Origin of the sequence: Variovorax sp. W2I14 (assembly GCF_050435205.1) — a bacterium.
Taxonomy (GTDB): domain Bacteria; phylum Pseudomonadota; class Gammaproteobacteria; order Burkholderiales; family Burkholderiaceae_C; genus Variovorax; species Variovorax paradoxus_C.
In genome coordinates, this window is the sequence record NZ_JBNDJX010000001.1 from 3,324,702 (window position 1) to 3,342,735 (window position 18,034).

An 18,034-nucleotide genomic window follows, 5' to 3' on the forward strand; every position below is an offset into this window, starting at 1 on the left:
CCTTGGAATGTCAGTCTGTCTGTCAGTCAGCCGCCGAGGCGCGGTGCGGGATCGAAGTGAACGAACTGCGGTGCGCCGAAGGCTTCGCGCGATGCGGCCGACAGCGCCTGCTCGATGCCCTGCGCGCCGAGGCGTTCGCAGAAGGCGGCGTCTTCGCTGCACTGGCGCAGCAGCGCAGCCAGTGGCGCGGGTGTGCGCGCACCGAGCCCCGGCTCTCCGGCCGAGCCGCCGTGCAGCACCGCACGCACGGTCCACGCGGCTTGCGCGAGATCGCGCGCCGCAGCGGCCGCATGCGCCGAACCCGAGGCCTGCCGCGCCTGCGACCAGCCGATGAGCAGCACGCCATGGTCGCGCGGATGCACCAGCGCATGCGCGGGCGAAAGATCGCGATGCGTCCAGCCGGCGCCATGCAGGAAGGCCAGCACCTCGAGCATGCGGCGCCAGATCCAGACGGCGTGGCGCGGGTCGATGCCTTGCGGGTTGGCCTGCGCCACATCCTGCAGGCTGCCCCAGAAGCCGGTGGGATGGCGCAGCACCAGGGCCTGTCGCTTGCCGTCGCCGAGGCCTTCGGCGATGCCCGTGCCCAACGGCTGCGGCAGCCGGCGCGTGAAGTAGGCGGCGCCTGGAACGGACAGGTCTTGCAGCGCCTGCAGCACCGCGCCCTCGCGCAGCAGCACATCGTTGTCGGAGGTTTCGCGCGCCAGCTTCAGCGTGACGCGCTCAGGCACCGCACCGAGCCGCTCGGCGAACAGCACTTCGCTGTGCTCGCCGAAGCCCAGCGGTGCCAGCACGCGATAGCGCGCGCCGCACCATTGCACGATGCGTCCGCCTGCGACGTCGGCGTTGGCTCGCCGCAAGGCCGCGCGGAAGCTCTCGCGCTCCACCGTTTCCTCGCCGCGCGTGATGGTCGCGCCGCAGTAGCTGCAGTTGACGGTGCGCCAGCGCGCGGCGCGGGGCAGCGGCGCGGAGCATTGCGGGCAGCTCAGTGCGAGCAGCGACAGCATGGCCGTGCGGTGCCTGTTGCTTATTCTTCGTGCGGCGCCGCGGGGTCGGGCAAAGCCAGCACGCGGTCGATGCGGCGGCCTTCGAGCGCGACGATCTCGAAGATCCATCCAGCGCATTCGATGCGCTCGCTCACCGCGGGCAGCCGGCCCGACACCGACATCAGCAAGCCGGCCACCGTGTTGTAGCGGCCGCGGTCTTCTTCGGGCAGTTCGCGGATGCCCAGGCGCGCACGCAGTTCCGACACGGGCATGAGGCCATCGAGCTCCCACACGCCATCGGGCCGCTCGCGCGCCCAGGCGTCGGTCTGCATGCCGGGCTGCAGCTCGCCGGTGATGGCTTCGAGCAGGTCGCGGGGCGTCATGAGGCCCTGCACCACGCCGTATTCGTCGACCACGAACACCAACCGGCCGGCGCGGGCGCGGAACTGTTCGAGCAGCTCCATGCCGGTGAGCGTTTCGGGCACGAACACGGCCGGCGTGGCCTCCTGGCCGAGCACGCCCTTGTGGGCGGAGCCCAGGCGCAGCAGGTGCGCCACGCTGATCACGCCGACCACGTCGTCCAGCGAGTTGCGGCAGACGGGATACCACGAGTGCACGAGGTTGAGCGCCGCCGCATCCGCCACCTTCTGCAGCGCCTGCGACACGGTGTTGGAGGCGTCGAGCCATTCGATGTCGGCGCGCGGGATCATCAGCGACGACAGGCGACGGTCATCCAGATGGAACACGTTGCGCACCATCTGGTGCTCGTGCTGCTCGATCACGCCGGCATCGACGCCTTCTTCGAGGCTTGCGGAAATTTCTTCTTCGGTCACCGAGCGCGCCGCATTGGCATCGATGCGCAGCACCTTGAGCATGGTGGCCGTGGCGCCGGCCAGCAGCCACACGAAGGGCTTGGCGCCCTTGGCGAGGCCCCGCATCGGGCGCGACACCCAGCGCGCCACCGGCTCGGGGTAGAGCTGGCCGATGCGCTTGGGCACCAGCTCGCCGAAGATGATGGTGAAGAAGGTGATGCAGGTCACCACCACTGCGGTGGAGACGATGCTGGCGGTGCCCGCGCCCATGCCCACGCTCTCCATCCACACCGCCAGCGGCGCGGCGAAGGCGGCCTCGCCGACGATGCCGCTCAGCATGCCGATCGAGGTGATGCCGATCTGCACGGTCGAGAGGAACTGGGTGGGCGCCTCCATCAATTTCAGCGCAGCGGCCGCGCCGGTGTCCCCCGTTTCGGCCAGGGCTGCGAGGCGTGCGCGCCGGCTGGTTGAAAGGGCCATTTCGGACATTGCGAACACCGCGTTGAGGGTGGTCAGCAAGGCCAGCAGGAAGACATCCATGAACAGGGGGAGAGAATGAGGGAATGTCACTTTACTGTATCGGCGACGTGCAGGGCTGCGACCCTGCCCTCGGGCGGCTGCTCGGCGAGATCGATTTCTCCCCCAGCCGCGACACCCTCGTTCTGCTCGGCGACCTGGTCAACCGGGGCCCCGATTCGGCCGCCGTGCTGCGCCGCGTGCAGGGCTACGGCGCCTCGGCACGGAGCCTCCTGGGCAACCACGACCTGCACCTGCTGGGCGTGGCGCACGGCGCGCGCAAGGCCGGCCGCAAGGACACGCTGGCCGATCTTTTGGCCGCGCCCGACAGCGAGGCGATGCTCGACTGGGTCCGCCACCAGCACATGGCGCTGCACATGCAGATCGGCCAGGGCGACAAAGCTAGCGACCTGCTGATGGTCCACGCCGGCGTGCTGCCGCAGTGGACGGTCGGCGACACGCTCGCGCTGGCGTCAGAGGTCGAATCGGTGCTGCGCGGTCCGGCGCTCGGCGACTTCCTGCTCACCATGTACGGCGACGAGCCGGCGCAATGGAGCGATACGCTCACCGGCAGCGCGCGCCTGCGCGTGATCGTCAACGCGCTCACGCGCCTTCGCTACTGCACGCCCGAGGGCGTGATGGACTTCGAGACCAAGGACGGCGCGATCCCCGCCCCCGAAGGCCTCCTGCCGTGGTTCGATGTGCCGGGCCGCAAGACTGCGGCAGCCACCGTCGCATTCGGCCATTGGTCCACGCTTGGCTGGCTCTCGCGACCCGACCTCCTCTCGACCGACACCGGCTGCGTGTGGGGCGGGTGCCTGAGCGCCGTTCGCATCGGCGCGACGCTCGACGAGCGCGAGTTGATCCAGGTGAAGTGCGAAGCGGCGCAGAAGCCCGGCAAGCAAGCCTGACGAGCGAGCGCGCCGCGCGCTCAGAACCCGTGCGTCATCAACGCGTACACCGTCTGCACGCCCGTCACGTAGTTGCCCATGCGCAGGTTCTCGTTGGCCGCGTGCTGGTTGTTGTCGGCGTTCACCAGTGGAATGATCGCGAACGGCACCTGCAGCACGCGCACGATTTCCGCCGTCGGCACGGTGCCGCCCATCATGCGGATGCGCACCGGTTCGGGCTTGGTGCCGAAGGTGTCGGTCAAGGCCTTGTAGGCCCATTGCCCGATCGGTGAATTGATCGGCGAGCCCGCCGCGTCGGCGCCCTCGCTGCGGTAGGTGAAGCTCGCGATCTTGTCGTAGCGGGCGCGCTCCTCGTCCGTCGGTGCGCCCTTCACGAGGTGGTAGCCCTGCTTGGCGATGTGCGCCTCGATCAGCTTGCCGAGGTACGGTGCGTCGGAATCGGGCGTGGTGCGCAGGTCCATCTCGGCCTCGGCCTTGTCGGGGACGATATTCGCCACCTTGTCGCCCACGGCTGCCGAAGCCATGCCGCGCACGTTCAGCGAGGGGTACTGCATCGCCTCCTGGTAGTTGGCGCCGACCTTGTCGGTCTGCGCGATGCCCAGGCGGCGCTTGAGCGCGGCCTCGTCGTCGGGCACGGCGGCCATGATCTTGCGGTCGGCCTCGCCGATCTTCACGCGGTCGTAGTAGCCGGGGACGGTGACCCGCCCCGTGTCGTCCTTCATCGAGGCCAGCAGGCTGGCGAGGCGCTGGGCCGGGTTGGGCGCGTAGTTGCCGTAGTGCCCGCTGTGCAGCGGCACCTTGGCGCCGTACACGGTGAGCCGCGCATCGGCCGCGCCACGGTTGCCGAACACCAGCGTGGGCCGGTTGGTCGCGTGCATCGGGCCGTCGTGGATCACGATGGCGTCACTGCGCAGGAGCTCGCGGTGCGCCTGCATGACCTGGCTGATCGACGGCGAGCCCTTTTCTTCCTCGCTGTCCAGGATCACCTTCACGTTGACCGCCGGCTGGCCGCCGCCAGCCTTGAGCGCATCGATGGCCGCCAGCATCATCATGATCGGGCCCTTGTCGTCGGCCGAGGCCCGGCCGAACACGCGCCATTCGGGGTCGAGCGGGCCGCTGAAGAGCGGGGCGGAATCGATCTCTTCCCAGTCGCCCTTGTCCGTCTTGCGCTTGAGCACCGGCGTCCATGGGCTCTTTTGCGCCCACTGCGCGGGAATCACCGGCTGGCCGTCGAGGTGCATGTAGAAGAGCACCGTCTTGCGCGCAGGGTCGCTCCCCGGGAACTCGGCATAGAGCATCGGCTTGCCGTTGTTGGGCAACTGCTTCGTCGTGAAGCCGCGCTTGCGGAAGGCCTGCTCGAGCCAGTCGACGTTCTTGCGGATGTCCTCCGGCACGGTGGCGTCGTTGGGCAGGGCCAGCAGTTCGAAGTACTCGCGGTAGGTGGCCTGCGCATGGCGCTCGGCAAGCGCCGGAGAGAGTTCGGCGGCCTGCGCGGGGCCGTTGCACAGGAAGAGGAACGCTGCGGGCACCAGCGCGAACAGGCGGCGCTGGCGGCGGTTTTGACGAGGGGAAGGGGTGGATGCGAAATCGATGGGCATGGGTGGCAAAGGGGGAAGACGGAACAGCGAAAAAATGCGGCGTTCGCCCAGCATAGAAAGCTGCCGGGCTTTCAACAATCGTTATTTTCCGGAACCATCTAGCATTTCCCGCGCCTGCTGCCGCAAGGCCGCGCGAGCCCGGCGCCGCATCTCTCTCCCCTCAATCCGCGCGCGGCAGCCGGAACTTGTCCAGCGCCATGCGTTGCCGGCCGTCCGCATCGAAGTTCTCCGCCGCGAGCCAACGCTCGAACGCCTTGCGCAGAACGGGCCATTCGCTGTCGAGGATCGCGAACCACGCCGCGTCGCGGCTGCGGCCCTTGTAGATGCTGTACTGCCGGAACAGGCCCTCGGGCTGGAAGCCCAGGCGGCCTGCCGCGCGCTTGGACGGCTCGTTGAAGTTGTCGCACTTCCATTCGTAGCGCCGGTAGCCCAGCCCCTCGAAGACGAGCTTCATCAGCAGGTACTGGGCTTCGGTCGACATCGGCGTGTGCTTCAGCAGCGGCGAGAAATTGACATGACCGACCTCGATCACGCCGTTGGCGGCGTCGATGCGCATCAGCGACAGCGTGCCGACGGCCCGGCCGCTCTGCCTGTCGATGACGGCGAAGTGCAGCGGGTCGGTGGTTTGCGAAAGGCGCTCGACATGGGCGCGCATGGCATTCAGGTCGGCGGGCCGCTCGGCGCCCAGGTAGGTCCAGTCGCGGCCGTCGGGGGCCTGCGCGTAGGCGGCGTGCAGGTCGTCGGCGTGCTTCGCGGCGTTCACCGGCTCGAGCGTGCAGTAGCGGCCTTCGACGGGCGTGCGCGGCGGCAGCGGGCGGGCGCTCCATTCGGGCATGAGGGGGCCGAGGGATTGGCCGAATTCGTTGTGGCGGGCTGGCATGGGATGAAGAGTCTTTCAGGAGCGAAGAGCGGCGATGCCGGAGAACGGTAAAGTACGCCCGCCGTGGCTCTACGAGAAGTGCCACGAGGCATTCATTTCGTAGTGCCACGCTCCGTCCATCGCTTCATGCCCAACCCGCCAGACCTGGCCGCATTGCTCGAGTCCCCGCTTGCGCGGGACCGTGACGCGGACTCGATGCAGCGCCAGCTGCACGAGCGCCTGAAGCGCGCCATCCTCGATGGCCGCCTCGCCCCGGGCAGCCGCCTGCCCGGCTCGCGCGCGCTGGCCGAGGCGCTCGCGATCTCGCGCAACACCGTCACCGCCGCCTACGAGCACCTGGCCGCCGAGGGCTACGTGCAGCCCGACCGCCAGGGCACGCGGGTGACCGAGCTGTCGTCTCCGGCAGCGACCACGACGACAAAGCGCCCGCGCAACAAAACCACGGGCTCGCCAACTACCGCGCACCGCCTCGCGAGCATCCAGCCGCGCACCGCCTTCACCGAGCCGGACGCCACCTTTCGCCCCGGCGTGCCCGCGCTGTCGCACTTTCCCGCGACCGCCTGGCGGCGCGCGCTCGACCGCGCCATCCGCACCGCGAGCCCGGCCACGCTCGGCTACGGCGATCCGCTGGGCGAGCCCCGGCTTCGCGCGGCGATCGCGCGGCACCTGGCGATTGCGCGCGGCGTGCGCTGCGAGCCGCGGCAGGTCGTCATCGCCGAGGGCGCGCAGGAAGCCATCTCGCTGTGCGTGCGGCTCTTGTCGAACCCCGGCGAAACCGGCTGGATCGAAGACCCGGGCTACCGCGGCGCAAAGGCGGCCATGCGCGCGGGCGACATGCACATGGTGCCGATCCGCGTCGATGCGGAAGGCCTCCATGCGAGCGCGGAAGACTGGCGGAGGCACCCGCCCCGCCTCATCTACACGACGCCTTCGCACCAGTATCCGGCCGGTGCGGTGCTGAGCATCGCGCGCCGGCTCGCGCTGATCGCCGAGGCCCGCCGGCACGGCGCCTGGATCATCGAAGACGACTACGACAGCGAGTTCCGCCACACCGGCGAGCCGATCGGCGCGATGCAGGGGCTGGTGCCCGACGCGCCCGTGCTCTACATCGGCACCTTCAGCAAGACGATGTTTCCGTCGCTGCGGCTGGGTTTCCTGGTGCTGCCCGAAGCGCTTCTGGCCAGCGTGCAGGCGCCGCTCGAGGAAATGCTGCGCGGCGGCCACCGCCACGAGCAGTTGGCGATGGCCGACTTCATCGAGAGCGGCCAGTTCGGCCGGCACCTGGGCCGCATGCGGCGTCTGTACCGCGACCGGCAGCAGGCGCTGCGGCTCGCGCTGACCCGGCACCTGAAAGTGCCGCACGAGATCGACGGCGGCTACTGCGGGCTGCACCTCACCGTGCGCCTGCCGCCCCGCTTCGACGACCGGCGGATCGCCGCCGAGGCGCTGCGCCACCAGCTCGCGCCCGTGGCCCTGTCGAGCTTCGCGCTGCGGCCGCTGCCCTCGGACAACGGGCTGGTGCTGGGTTATGGCAATACGTCGGCGGAGCTTTTCGAGCCGCTGGTCAAGCGCCTGTCGCAGTTGGCGCGGGCTGCGGAATGCGGCGACAGCGGCAGCGGCGCCTGATACGAATTGGCGATCAATCCATGAGAACCGTTCGGGCTGAGCTTGTCGAAGCCTCGCGCGGCGCTTCGACAAGCTCAGCGTGAACGGTTTTATCTTTTCGAACGCAACGCTGTATGGAGCACTTGCAGTGCCGGGCTACTGCGGACGGCTGCCGTCCCAGCTCAGCAAGCCCTGCTCCATCGCCGCGCGCACCGCCCGGGTCCGCGAGTTGACGTCCAGCTTGCGGTAGATGCTCTTGATCTGCGTGTCGATGGTGTTGGCCGACCGGCTGAGCGCCTCGGCGATCCGGCGGTTGCTCAGGCCCTGCGACACCAGCTGCAGCACCTGCAGTTCTCGCGGAGACAGCGAAACGTTCGCCGCCGGCGGCGCGGCGCCCGTGCGGGGCTTCGTCGCGATGGCCGAAGGAGGCCGGGATTTCGCGGCCGCCGCGATCAGCGCCAGCATGTGGCGCGCGATGCGCGAGGCGCCGGGCGAATTGCTGCGCTCCATGGAAAACATCAGGGCGGCCAGTTCGTCCTCGCTGGCCTCGTTGAAGAGATGACCGAAGGCACCGGTGGCTGCTGCGGCGGGATCGGCTTTTCCTGTGGACATTTCGGTACTCGCTCAAGAAATCAGGTTCGTTCGGCCATGCGGCCGCTCGAAGGCAAGAGTCGTGGAGCCGGTCCGGCGGACTTGACCGTCCGTCTCAGTTATTGAGAGAATTCATTCGAATTTGCGCCTTATTTAACGATTTTTTCCATTCATTGGGTGCCGCGATCGCGCAATCGCAGCGGTCGCACCTCGCGAATTTCTCCTCACCCATGAACTCCCGCGCCCGTCGAGGCGACCTCCAGGCTCCCGCCCTTCCCGCGCAAGGCACCGTGGCGCGCAGCCATTTCAGCGTGCATGGCGAGCCGGCGCACCGGCAACTGCTGGCCTGGCGGGAGCGGGTGGGCCACGTGATCGACGTGCTGCCTTCGAAGGCGGACATCGGGAAGCCTTTCAGCGCGGAGATCGACCGCTACAAGGTCGATGGCCTCCTCTTCACCGACTGCCGCTCCGACGCGATGCTGCTCGAGCGCTCGCTGGCCCGCATCTCGACGGACAGCGTGCGCGACTACGTGTTCCATGTGTTCGCAGAGGGCGGCGTCGATGACGTCGCGCTGCGCGCCTCGTCGCCGCGCCACAAAGCCCCCTCTTCCAGCGCCACCACGAAGATCCTCGCGCTGGACATGAACCAGCCGGTGCGCATGCGGCGCAGCAGTTGCCGGGTGCTCACCTTCTTCGTGCCAGCCTCGCTGGTGCAGGAGACCCTGCCCGACCCAGAAGCCATCCACGGCCGCACGATCCAGGACGCGACCCCGCTCACGCGGCTGGCGCTCGAACACGCGGCGGCGCTGGGCGCCAACATCGGCGGCATGACCGCCGCCGCGGCCGACAGCGCCGTGCGCAACGCCGCGCACCTGGTCGTCGCTGCCTTCGGCAAGCAGGCCGGCCTGAGCGGCAATGCACGCTCGGCGGCGCGGGCGGCGCTCTTTGGCCGGGTGCGGCGCTACATCCAGGCCAACCTGCACCGCGCCGAGCTGACGCCCGAAGGCGTGGTCGGCGCCCTGCATGTGTCGCGCCCGACCATCTACCGCATGTTCCAGCACGAAGGCGGCCTGGGCGCCTACATCCGCCACCTGCGGCTGCGCCAGGCGGCCGACGAACTCGCCCGCTACCCGCACATGATGGTGACGGACGTGGCCTATGCGGTCGGCTTCAAGAGCGCGTCGGACTTCACCCGCGCCTTTCGCCGGGCCCACGGCATGGCGCCGCAGGAGTTCCGCGCGCTGTCGCAGACGTACCGCCTCGAGCGTCCGGACCCCTGGCAGATGCCTCAGGTGCCGCAGGCGCCGTCCGCCTAACCCGCCACGCCGAAGCTGGTGTCGAAGGTGCCCTTCACATCGAGCGGCTGCTTGATGAGCCCTACCTGCCGGTAGAAATCCGCCGTGCCCTGCTGGTCGGCGACCACCTGTGCATCGATGGCCACCCACTTCTGCTGACGGCGCTCGAACTGCAGCTTCGCCGCCTCGGGCGGGATGCCGATGATGCGGGCCAGCGCGGCCGAGTAGGCGTCGACATTGCGGTACGACCAGAGCTGCGCCTTCACCACGCGCTGCAGGAAGTCCTGCAGCACCGGCCGCTTGGCGGCGATGGCTGAGTCCGTCGCCGCGAGGTAGCTGAGGCCCGGCAGCAGTCCGCGCCCGCTCACCAGCACGCGCGCGTGCTTGCTCACCTCGGCCAGCGCGGTGTAGGGCTCCCACGTGGCCCAGGCATCGACCGAGCCCTGCGTGAGCGCGAGCTTGGCATCGGCCGGCGCGAGGAAGCGGATGTTCACGTCCTCGGGTTTCAGTCCCGCCGCGGTGATCGCCTTGAGCGTCACGTAGTGGCCGATGGAGCCACGGTTGGTGGCGATGCTCTTGCCCTTGAGGTCGGCCGCGGTCTTGAGCAAGGAATCGGGCCGCACCAGCACTGCCGTGCCGTAGGAATCGGACCGGTTCGCGCCGATGGCCTTGACGCGCGTGCCCGCGGCCAGCGCGAAGATCAGCGGCGCATCGCCGATGGGGCCCGAATCGACTGCCGCCGCGTTCAGCGCTTCGGCCAGCGGTGCCGCAGCGGGGAATTCGGACCACTGGATGTCGTAGGTCAACCCTTCGAGCCCGTTGGCCGCTTCGAGCAACGCGCGCAGCCCGCCCTTCTGGTCGCCGGCCTTGAGCACCGGGCGGCCCTGTTGTGCGCGGGCCGGCAGAGAGAAGGCGGGCAAGGCAGCGGCCGTGGCGGCGGCGAGGCCTTGGGCGAGGAGCTTGCGGCGGGATGGGTCGAGCGGGTCCATGGGTTTCCGTGCGCGACCGGGTTTCAAAGCAGCAGCTCGGGTTCCGCTTCCACGAGGCCTTCATAGAGGCTGTCGAAGGAATGGATCGCCCCCTCCGGGCCGCCGATCTGGCTGTGCGTGTGGCGCGCGGTTTCCTCGTCGATGGGCTGCGGCTTGCCGGCGGCTTCGGCGAGGAGCTGGGTGTGGCAGGCGTTGTCCAGCGCGATGTACCACCACGCGGCCGCCTCCACCGTCGGGCCCGCGGTCAGGATGCCGTGGTTCTTGAGGATCGCGCCCTTCCTGTCGCCCAGCGCCTCGGCGATGCGGTCGCCCTCGCTGGTGTCGACCACCATGCCGGTGAAGTCGTCGAAAAGGGCCACGTCTTCGTGGAACACACAGCTGTCCTGCGTGATCGTGTCGAGCTTGCGGCCGAGCGTGGACCAGGCCTTGCCGTAGGTCGAGTGCGTGTGGGCGGCGGCGACGATCTTCGGGTTGTGCTCGTGGATCGCCGCGTGGATCGCGAAGGCGGCCTTGTTGAGCGGCTTGTCGCCGATCACGGTTTCGCCCTGCGCATTGACGAGCAGCAGGTCGGAGACCTTGATGCGCGAGAAGTGGATGCCCAGCGGGTTGACCCAGAAATGGTCGGTGAGCTCGGGGTCGCGTGCGGTGATGTGGCCGGCCAGGCCCTGCGCGAAGCCGAAGCGCGCGAACAGGCGGAACGCGCCCGCCAGGCGCTCCTGCCGGTGGCGGCGCTCGGCCTGCACGCTGGTGCGCGGCGGGACCGGGTCGAACCAGTACTTCTGCTGCGGATTCGGATTGAGCCTGAGCGGCTGGGCCGCGCTGCGGTCGATGGAGAGAACGGCACTCATGGGGATTCCTCGTGTTCGGTTTTTGCTCCTTCCCCCTCGGGGGAAGGTTGGGATGGGGGCAAGCGGCGCTCGAAAGGCTGCGGCGTCGTGAATGCCGCTTGCCCCACCCCCTGCCCTCCCCCAGAGGGGGAGGGAGAAAGTCAGGTCATGCCGCTTTGCGAACGGAGACTGCGCGCTGCGAAACGAGTTCGCGCGTACGCGGAATCAGCTCGCGGCCGTAGTCGGTCGCGTCTTCCAGCGGATCGAAGCCGCGGATGAGGAAGGTGGTCACGCCCAGGTCGTAGTAGTCGAGCAGCGCGTCGGCCACCTGCTCGGGCGTGCCGACCAGCGCGGTGCTGTTGGAGCGGCCGCCGATTTCCTGCGCGATGGCCGTCCAGAGGCGCTTGTCCACGCGCGGGCCCTTGTCGGCCGCGGCCAGCAGGCGCTTGGCACCTTCGCTTTGCTGCGGGCCGCCGCGGTTGTAGCCCTGCACCACGCGCAGGCGCTTGGTCTCGGCCAGGATGTTCTCGGCGCGCCCCCAGGCGGCCTCTTCGGTCTCCGCGAGAATCGGGCGGAACGACACCGAGAAGCGCACGCTGCGCCCGTGCTTGGCGGCCTCGGCGCGCACGCGCGTCGTGAGCTCGCGGGCCTGATCGAGCGATTCGCCCCACAGCGCATACACGTCGGCGTACTTGCCGGCGACCGGGATCGCCGCCTCCGACGCACCGCCGAAATACACCGGCACATGCGGCTTGCCGTTGCGCGTCTGCAGCGGCTTCACTTCGGAGAAAGCGCTCTGGCAGCGGTAGTGCGCGCCTTCGTGGTCGAAGGGCTTTTCGGCGGCCCACACTTTGTGCAGCACCTCCAGGTATTCGTCGGTGCGGGCGTAGCGCTGGTCGTGGTCGAGCCAGTCGCCGTCGCGGCGCTGCTCTTCGTCGGAGCCGCCCGAGATGTAGTGCACGCCGAGCCGGCCGCCGCTCAACTGGTCGAGTGAGGCGAACTGCCGCGCCGCTAGCGTGGGCGCAACGAAACCCGGGCGGTGCGCGAGCATGAAGTGGATGCGCTCGGTGACCGAGGCGGCATACGCCACGGTGAGCGTGGCGTCGGGGCCGGTCGAATGGTGCGGCACGAGCACGCGGTCGAAGCCGGCGTTCTCGTGCGCCTGTGCGAATGCGCGCACGTAGTCGCGGTCGATGGCCGGCCCCTTGGCGGGGTGGATCTCCGAGACCTTCTGGCCCTGGATCATGCCGATGAATTCAACGTCGCTCTGGGTGTTCTGGCTCATGGGAGTCCTTTGTTTGTTGTCGAGGTTTGGGGGTCGATCAGGCGGCGGGCAGGCGCAGAACGCTTTCGAAGCTGCGATCCCACAGAGGCTTCACATCGGCCGGGCCGTCGAGCACGCCGATCTTCAAAAAGGTGTCGGCCACGTCCTGGTGGCTGCGCACCACGGCGTCGCTGACAGGGCCGAGGCTGTAGTCGCCGCTGCGGCCGTTGAAGAGCTCGACGATGTCGCCGACCGGCACACGCGTCTCGGCCGACTGCGCACGCGCATAGGCCAGGTAGTTGCCGTTGATCCATGCGAACGAACGCTGCAGCCTCTGCAGCAGGTCGCTCAATGCCGCGCGGCGCAGCGTGTCGTCGAGCGCGCGCGGATTGGCGTAGATCGGAAAGTTGCCCGAGAGATAACCCACGCCGGTCTTGATGACCCGCGCGCCGTACTGGGTGCGCGCGATCTGGCCGTTGTAGCCGTAGATCGCCCAGGCATCGAGGTCACCGCGTGCGAAGGCCGAGAGGCCGTCCGAGGGCGTGAGGCTCACGGCCTGGATGTCGCTGAACGAGAGCCCCGCCTCGGCCAGCTGCTTGGCCAGGTAGTAGTGCGAGGTGGTGGCGCGCACGTAACCCACGCGCTTGCCCTTGAAGTCGGCGATGGTGCGGATCGGCGAGTCCTTGCGCGCGAGCGTGGCCTGGTTGTTGAGGTCTTCGTGCGTCACGGCGACGAGGCGCACGCTGGACTTCTGGCGTGCCGCGAACACCGGCGGGATCTCGCTGCCCGAACCCAGGTCGAGCGCGTCGCCATTGATCGCTTCGATGTGCAGCACGCCGTTGTTGAGCTCGCGCCAGTCGATCCTGTAGGGCGTGTTCGCCTGGTCCGAGGCCTGCAGCAGCGGGCGCCACAGGCCCTTGTAGGTGCCGACGCGCAAGGTCACGCCCGAAAGGTCGCGCGATGGTGTTGCGGCCTGTGCCGCCTGCACTCCGAGGCCAGAGGCGGCTGATGCGCCCCATGCGGCGGCGGCCTGCAGCAGGCTGCGGCGATCGAGGGGGAAATCGGGTGTCATGCGTTGCGGTCTTTCTTCTTCCCTGCCCACGGGAGCCGCAGGAGAGAAGCGAGACCGTACCGAGGTACCCCGCAAAAGCGAACGCAGAAAAACGAGTTTGCATATGCGCGATGCGTAGTTTTCGGACGGCCGGCGGGTCGGTACCGTGCGGGACCATGAGTGCACTCCCCTTGCGCCGCCCGTCGGCCACGCCTGAAGAAGAAACCCCTTCCGCCACCGTCGATGCCGCGCTGCTGGCCCGGCTGTCGGCCCAGTTCGCTGCCACGGCGGCCGACTACGACCGCAGCGGCGCCTTCCCGCAGGAAAACTTCGAGGCGTTGCAGGCGAACGGCCTCGTCGGCTTGGTGGCACCCGCGGCGCATGGCGGCGGGAGCGCCACGCTGGCGACAGCGCGTCGCGTGATCGCGGCCGTCGCGCGCGGCGAGCCGGCCACCGCGCTCATCCTCACGATGACCTACCTGCAGCACCACGCGCTCACACGTGGCGACAACCGCTGGCCGCCGCAGTTGCGCGAACGCGTGGCGCGCGATGCGGTGGAGCGCGGCGCGCTCATCAACGCGCTGCGCGTGGAGCCGGCGCTTGGTTCGCCCTCGCGCGGCGGCCTGCCCTCGACCGTCGCAAGGCGCAGCGGCAACGGCTGGGCCATCGATGGCCACAAGCTCTACACCACCGGCATCGAAGGCCTCACATGGCTCGCCGTGTGGGCGCGCACCGACGAAGCGGTGCCGCGCACCGGCGTGTTCCTGGTGCCGCGCCACACCCCCGGCGTGCGCGTGATCGCGAGCTGGGACCACCTGGGCCTGCGCGCCTCGGGCAGCCACGAGGTGATCTTCGAGAACGTGGCCATCGACATCGACCACGCCGTCGATCTGCGCGCACCAGCCGACTGGGCACCCGACGCCGGCAGCCAGACCGACATCGACGCGCACGCGACCCAGCAGGCCTGGATGGTCGTGCTGCTCGGCAGCCTCTACGACGCGGTGGCCCAGGCCGCGCGCGACTGGCTGGTGAGCTTCTTGAACCAGCGCGCGCCCGGCAGTCTGGGCGCGCCGCTCGCGAGCCTGCCGCGCGTGCAGGAGCATGTCGGCGAGATCGAGGCGCTGCTGCGCACCAACCGCGTGCTGCTCGACGACGCGGCCTCGGCCGTCGACAACGGCCACGCGCAGCCAGCCACCGACAGTGGCTTGCTCAAGCACACGGTAACGGGCAACGCGGTGCGCGTGGTCGAACTCGCGCTGCAGCTGAGCGGCAACCACGGCCTCACGCGGCAGAACCCGCTGGAGCGCCACTACCGCGACGTGCTGTGCAGCCGCATCCACACGCCGCAGGACGATGCGATCCTGGTGGGCGCGGGCAAGCGAGCGCTGCTGTCGACGGGAGTTGCCGCATGACCAATCTGCTGTTTTCCAAAGCATCTCGCCGCAGTTGGTTGAAACAAGGCGCGGCACTCTCGCTGGCCGCGACCGGCTCGTTGCGTGCGTGGGCGCAGCCGCAAACCACGCTGATCCTCGGCGACCAGGCGGGCGGCTTGCGCTCGCTGTTCGAGGCGTCGAAGGCGCTCGAGGGCGCGCCGTTTGCCTATCGCTGGGCCAACTTCCAGGGCGCCGCGCCGCTGTTCGAGGCGCAGCGCAGCGCCGCGGTCGATACGGCAATGGCCGGCGATCTGCCGGTGCTCGCCGCGGCCGTCGGCAAGACACCGCTCAAGATCGTCGCCACGCGCGTCGGCAAGGCCGATTCGCTGGGCATCGTGGTGCAGCCCGATTCACCGCTGCGCAGCGTGAGCGACCTGCGCGGAAAGACGGTGATCGTCTCGTCGGCGCGCGGCAGCATTTCGCAGTACCAGCTCTACGGCGCGCTCGAAGAGGCCGGCGTGCAGCGCAGCGAAGTCACGGTGAAGTTCGTGCTCCCGACCGATGCGGCGGCCGCGTTCGCCTCGAAGCAGATCGACGCGTGGGCCATCTTCGATCCGTACTACGCGATTGCGCTGCAACAGGGTGGGCGCATCCTGCGCGACGGGCGCGGCATCAACACGGCCCTGGGCTTCATCACCGCCAGCGAGCATTCGCTGGCCGATCCGGCCAAGCGCGCGGCCATCGTGCAGTTCCTCGACCGGCTGGGCCGCGCGGGCGACTGGGCGCTGGCCAACCCCGAGGCCTATGCGCAGGCCTACAGCCAGCTCACGCGCTTGCCGATCGAGTCGGCACGCATCATCACGGCGCGCGCCTCTGTCGCGGGAAGGCCGGTGAGCGAGGCGGACATCGTCGCGCTGCAGGCCGTGGCCGACCGCTCGGCGCGCGACGGCATCCTGCCGGTGCGCGTGGACGTGCGCGCCATCACCGACACACAACTCTGGAAGCGCCCCGCGTGATCGCGCCGCTGCGCGACTTCGTCGGCGCCTTCGGCCGGCTGCTCGACAGCGCGCCCGACGAGCCCCGCATCCTTCGTGAAGGCGGCGCGCTGCTGCGCACGCTGGTCGCGCGCGACGACTGGCTGCCCGATGCCTTCGCACGGCCCGACCCGGCGCGCTACCAGCAGTTCCTGCTGCATGCGGACAGCACCGAGCGCTTTTCGGTCGTGAGCTTCGTCTGGGGTCCGGGGCAGGCCACGCCGGTTCACGACCACACGGTGTGGGGCCTCATCGGCATGCTGCGCGGCGCGGAGTACAGCCAGGGCCATGTGTTCGACGACGAAGGCCGCGCGCAGCCGCAGGGCGACGCGGTGCGGCTCGATGCCGGCGACGTGGAGGCCTTGTCGCCCACCGTCGGCGACCTGCACCGCGTGCACAACGCGCATGCGGACCGCGTGTCGATCAGCATCCACGTCTACGGCGCCAACATCGGTGCGGTACGGCGGCATACTTACCCGGCCGAGGGCGGGCGCAAGCCGTTTGTCTCGGGCTACTCCAACACGCTGCTTCCCAACCTCTGGGACCGCTCCGAAGAACTCAGATCGACCTTCGCATGACGACGACCGCTGCCTTCCCCCTCGTGTCTTTTTCCGCCGTGCGCGAGCGGCTCATTGCGCGCGAAGAAACGGCGCTCGTCGACGTACGCGAGGAAGATCCGTTCGCGCAGGAGCACCCGCTGTGGGCCGCGAACCTGCCGCTCTCGAAGATCGAGATCGAGGCCTGGCGGCGCATTCCGCGCCTCGACACTTTCATCGTGCTGTATGGCACGCATGAAGGCGTCGATCTCGCACCGCTTGCCGCGCGCACCTTCGCCGCGCTCGGCTACACGAACGTTCATCTGCTCGAAGGCGGCCTCGAAGGTTGGCGCGCGGCGGGCGGCGAGCTGTTTCGCGACGTGAACGTGCCGAGCAAGTCGTTCGGCGAACTGGTCGAGCACGAGCGGCACACGCCCTCGCTCTCCGCGCCCGAGGTGAAGGCGCTGGTCGAGGCCAAGGCCAACGTGGTGGTGCTCGATGCGCGCCGTTTCGACGAGTACCAGACGATGAGCATTCCCTCGGCCACCAGCGTGCCCGGCGCGGAGCTGGTGCTGCGGGTGCGCGAGCTCGCGCCCGATCCGGCTACGCAGGTGATCGTCAATTGCGCGGGCCGCACGCGCAGCATCATCGGCACGCAGTCGCTGGTGAATGCGGGCATTCCGAACCCGGTGGCGGCCCTGCGCAACGGCACGATCGGCTGGAAGCTTGCGGGGCAGGTGCTGGACCATGGCGCGAGCCGGCAAGCGCCGGCTGCGGTGTCCGATCCGCTTCGCGCGAAGGCTGAGGCCGATGCGCGCCGCGTGGCCGACAAGGCCGGCGTGCGCCGCATCCCGCTCGATGCGGTGCAGACGCTGGAGGCGCCGGGCCGCACGGTCTATCGCTTCGACGTGCGCACGCCTGAGGAATATGCGGCAGGCCATCTGCCCGGCTTTGCAAGCGCGCCCGGCGGACAGCTGGTGCAGGAGACCGATCACCAGGTGCCGGTGCGCGGCGCGCGCATCGTGCTGGCGGACGACGATGGCGTGCGCGCATCGATGAGCGCATCGTGGCTCGCGCAGATGGGGTGGGAGGTCTATGTGCCCGACACAGCGCCTTCTGCTTCGGCGTTCACCGAGAAGGCGGCGCCCTCGCCCGCCTATCCGCCAGTCGCCGCAACGGTCGGAGAAATCGCGCCCAAGGCACTGGCCGAGTTGCTGAAGCAGCCCGGCACCGCCGTGCTCGACGTGACCACCAGCGCGAACTACGTGAAGCGCCACATTCCGGGCGCCTGGTATGTGATTCGCGCGCAGCTCGCGGGTGCGATCGATGTGGTCATCCCCGCATCGCAGCGCTACGTACTGACCTGCGGCAGCAGCCTGCTCGCGCGCTATGCCGCGGCCGACCTGCGCGCGTTGCTCGATGCACGCGGACAACGCGATGTCGAAGTACTGGTGCTCGCCGGTGGCAATGCGGCATGGTTCGCCGCAGGGCTCGAAGCGGAGACCGGCGAGACGCGCCTTGCGACAGCGCGCACCGATCGCTATCGCCGGCCCTATGAAGGGACCGATGCACCGGCGGAAGCCATGCAGGCGTACCTCGACTGGGAGTACGGCCTGGTCGCGCAACTGGGGCGCGACGGCACGCATCATTTCAAGGTGATCTGAGAAAGCGTTTTGAAAGGATGACAACACGCCGGTGACACTGTGTCGCAGGCGTAAAGGCCGTCATCCGAGGGCTCTGCAAGGCGTTGGTTGTGCACACCCACAACA

16 protein-coding genes are annotated in these 18,034 nt (G+C 69.1%); 7 read left to right on the forward strand and 9 right to left on the reverse strand.

What is annotated here, in order from left to right; all coding sequences use genetic code 11:
• Window positions 1–26: 26 nt before the first annotated feature.
• Together QF040_RS15680 and QF040_RS15685 are read right to left on the reverse strand one after the other, a co-directional pair.
• The gene (locus QF040_RS15680) at window positions 27–1,004 is read right to left on the reverse strand and encodes a lipopolysaccharide kinase InaA family protein (RefSeq protein WP_429611811.1); all 978 of its coding nucleotides are present in this window, start codon (window positions 1,002–1,004) and stop codon (window positions 27–29) included.
• Window positions 1,005–1,024: 20 nt separating this feature from the next.
• A complete protein-coding gene (locus QF040_RS15685; protein WP_429611812.1) occupies window positions 1,025–2,335 on the reverse strand; it encodes a hemolysin family protein in 1,311 nt (436 codons plus the stop codon).
• A gap of 23 nt (window positions 2,336–2,358) precedes the next feature.
• On the opposite strand from QF040_RS15685, the gene QF040_RS15690 reads away from it, so the two are divergent.
• Complete coding sequence (locus tag QF040_RS15690; RefSeq protein ID WP_429611813.1) at window positions 2,359–3,222, forward strand: symmetrical bis(5'-nucleosyl)-tetraphosphatase; 864 nt, start codon at window positions 2,359–2,361, stop codon at window positions 3,220–3,222.
• Between the two features lie 20 nt (window positions 3,223–3,242).
• Here the strand turns inward: QF040_RS15690 and QF040_RS15695 are convergent, their stop codons facing one another.
• On the reverse strand, window positions 3,243–4,820 hold the full coding sequence (locus tag QF040_RS15695) for a M20/M25/M40 family metallo-hydrolase (protein WP_429611814.1): 1,578 nt from the start codon (window positions 4,818–4,820) through the stop codon (window positions 3,243–3,245).
• A 160-nt stretch (window positions 4,821–4,980) separates the two neighbouring features.
• On the reverse strand, window positions 4,981–5,700 hold the full coding sequence (locus QF040_RS15700) for a GNAT family N-acetyltransferase (protein ID WP_429611815.1): 720 nt from the start codon (window positions 5,698–5,700) through the stop codon (window positions 4,981–4,983).
• 126 nt (window positions 5,701–5,826) lie between these two features.
• Here QF040_RS15700 and QF040_RS15705 point away from each other — a divergent pair, with 126 nt between their 5' ends.
• Window positions 5,827–7,326, forward strand: coding sequence for a PLP-dependent aminotransferase family protein (locus QF040_RS15705; protein WP_429611816.1), 1,500 nt, complete (start codon window positions 5,827–5,829; stop codon window positions 7,324–7,326).
• Between the two features lie 135 nt (window positions 7,327–7,461).
• On the opposite strand, the gene QF040_RS15710 is transcribed toward QF040_RS15705, so the two are convergent.
• On the reverse strand, window positions 7,462–7,917 hold the full coding sequence (locus QF040_RS15710) for a response regulator transcription factor (protein ID WP_429611817.1): 456 nt from the start codon (window positions 7,915–7,917) through the stop codon (window positions 7,462–7,464).
• Between the two features lie 209 nt (window positions 7,918–8,126).
• Here QF040_RS15710 and QF040_RS15715 point away from each other — a divergent pair, with 209 nt between their 5' ends.
• Complete coding sequence (locus tag QF040_RS15715; RefSeq protein WP_429611818.1) at window positions 8,127–9,212, forward strand: helix-turn-helix transcriptional regulator; 1,086 nt, start codon at window positions 8,127–8,129, stop codon at window positions 9,210–9,212.
• Here QF040_RS15715 and QF040_RS15720 read toward each other — a convergent pair.
• From QF040_RS15720 to QF040_RS15735, 4 genes are all read right to left on the reverse strand, one after another.
• Window positions 9,209–10,180, reverse strand: coding sequence for an ABC transporter substrate-binding protein (locus QF040_RS15720; protein ID WP_429611819.1), 972 nt, complete (start codon window positions 10,178–10,180; stop codon window positions 9,209–9,211). The two genes, QF040_RS15715 and QF040_RS15720, sit on opposite strands and share 4 nt — an antisense overlap.
• A gap of 23 nt (window positions 10,181–10,203) precedes the next feature.
• Complete coding sequence (locus QF040_RS15725; protein WP_429611820.1) at window positions 10,204–11,028, reverse strand: class II aldolase/adducin family protein; 825 nt, start codon at window positions 11,026–11,028, stop codon at window positions 10,204–10,206.
• Window positions 11,029–11,173: 145 nt separating this feature from the next.
• Entirely contained in the window at window positions 11,174–12,292 is a 1,119-nt protein-coding gene (locus QF040_RS15730; RefSeq protein WP_429611821.1) for an LLM class flavin-dependent oxidoreductase, read from the reverse strand.
• 37 nt (window positions 12,293–12,329) lie between these two features.
• Window positions 12,330–13,343: an ABC transporter substrate-binding protein gene (locus QF040_RS15735; RefSeq protein WP_429611822.1), complete on the reverse strand. Its 1,014-nt coding sequence runs from the start codon at window positions 13,341–13,343 to the stop codon at window positions 12,330–12,332.
• Window positions 13,344–13,498: 155 nt separating this feature from the next.
• Here QF040_RS15735 and QF040_RS15740 point away from each other — a divergent pair, with 155 nt between their 5' ends.
• From QF040_RS15740 to QF040_RS15755, 4 genes are read left to right on the forward strand one after another with little or no spacing between them, the layout of a single operon-like run.
• Window positions 13,499–14,734, forward strand: coding sequence for an acyl-CoA dehydrogenase family protein (locus tag QF040_RS15740; RefSeq protein ID WP_429611823.1), 1,236 nt, complete (start codon window positions 13,499–13,501; stop codon window positions 14,732–14,734).
• On the forward strand, window positions 14,731–15,711 hold the full coding sequence (locus QF040_RS15745; protein ID WP_429611824.1) for an ABC transporter substrate-binding protein: 981 nt from the start codon (window positions 14,731–14,733) through the stop codon (window positions 15,709–15,711). The genes QF040_RS15740 and QF040_RS15745 overlap by 4 nt, the downstream gene beginning before the upstream one ends.
• Window positions 15,708–16,307, forward strand: a complete 600-nt coding sequence (locus QF040_RS15750) for a cysteine dioxygenase (protein ID WP_429611825.1) — start codon at window positions 15,708–15,710, stop codon at window positions 16,305–16,307. The genes QF040_RS15745 and QF040_RS15750 overlap by 4 nt, the downstream gene beginning before the upstream one ends.
• Window positions 16,304–17,929, forward strand: coding sequence for a rhodanese-related sulfurtransferase (locus QF040_RS15755; protein WP_429611826.1), 1,626 nt, complete (start codon window positions 16,304–16,306; stop codon window positions 17,927–17,929). The genes QF040_RS15750 and QF040_RS15755 overlap by 4 nt, the downstream gene beginning before the upstream one ends.
• Window positions 17,930–18,034: the final 105 nt, after the last annotated feature.

Bases quoted from the DNA above. Each gene is read 5' to 3' on its own strand.
- QF040_RS15680 (WP_429611811.1), bottom strand. From the start codon at position 1,004: ATGCTGTCGCTGCTCGCACTGAGCTGCCCGCAATGCTCCGCGCCGCTG.
- QF040_RS15685 (WP_429611812.1), bottom strand. From the start codon at position 2,335: ATGGATGTCTTCCTGCTGGCCTTGCTGACCACCCTCAACGCGGTGTTC.
- QF040_RS15690 (WP_429611813.1), top strand. From the start codon at position 2,359: ATGTCACTTTACTGTATCGGCGACGTGCAGGGCTGCGACCCTGCCCTC.
- QF040_RS15695 (WP_429611814.1), bottom strand. From the start codon at position 4,820: ATGCCCATCGATTTCGCATCCACCCCTTCCCCTCGTCAAAACCGCCGC.
- QF040_RS15700 (WP_429611815.1), bottom strand. From the start codon at position 5,700: ATGCCAGCCCGCCACAACGAATTCGGCCAATCCCTCGGCCCCCTCATG.
- QF040_RS15705 (WP_429611816.1), top strand. From the start codon at position 5,827: ATGCCCAACCCGCCAGACCTGGCCGCATTGCTCGAGTCCCCGCTTGCG.
- QF040_RS15710 (WP_429611817.1), bottom strand. From the start codon at position 7,917: ATGTCCACAGGAAAAGCCGATCCCGCCGCAGCAGCCACCGGTGCCTTC.
- QF040_RS15715 (WP_429611818.1), top strand. From the start codon at position 8,127: ATGAACTCCCGCGCCCGTCGAGGCGACCTCCAGGCTCCCGCCCTTCCC.
- QF040_RS15720 (WP_429611819.1), bottom strand. From the start codon at position 10,180: ATGGACCCGCTCGACCCATCCCGCCGCAAGCTCCTCGCCCAAGGCCTC.
- QF040_RS15725 (WP_429611820.1), bottom strand. From the start codon at position 11,028: ATGAGTGCCGTTCTCTCCATCGACCGCAGCGCGGCCCAGCCGCTCAGG.
- QF040_RS15730 (WP_429611821.1), bottom strand. From the start codon at position 12,292: ATGAGCCAGAACACCCAGAGCGACGTTGAATTCATCGGCATGATCCAG.
- QF040_RS15735 (WP_429611822.1), bottom strand. From the start codon at position 13,343: ATGACACCCGATTTCCCCCTCGATCGCCGCAGCCTGCTGCAGGCCGCC.
- QF040_RS15740 (WP_429611823.1), top strand. From the start codon at position 13,499: ATGAGTGCACTCCCCTTGCGCCGCCCGTCGGCCACGCCTGAAGAAGAA.
- QF040_RS15745 (WP_429611824.1), top strand. From the start codon at position 14,731: ATGACCAATCTGCTGTTTTCCAAAGCATCTCGCCGCAGTTGGTTGAAA.
- QF040_RS15755 (WP_429611826.1), top strand. From the start codon at position 16,304: ATGACGACGACCGCTGCCTTCCCCCTCGTGTCTTTTTCCGCCGTGCGC.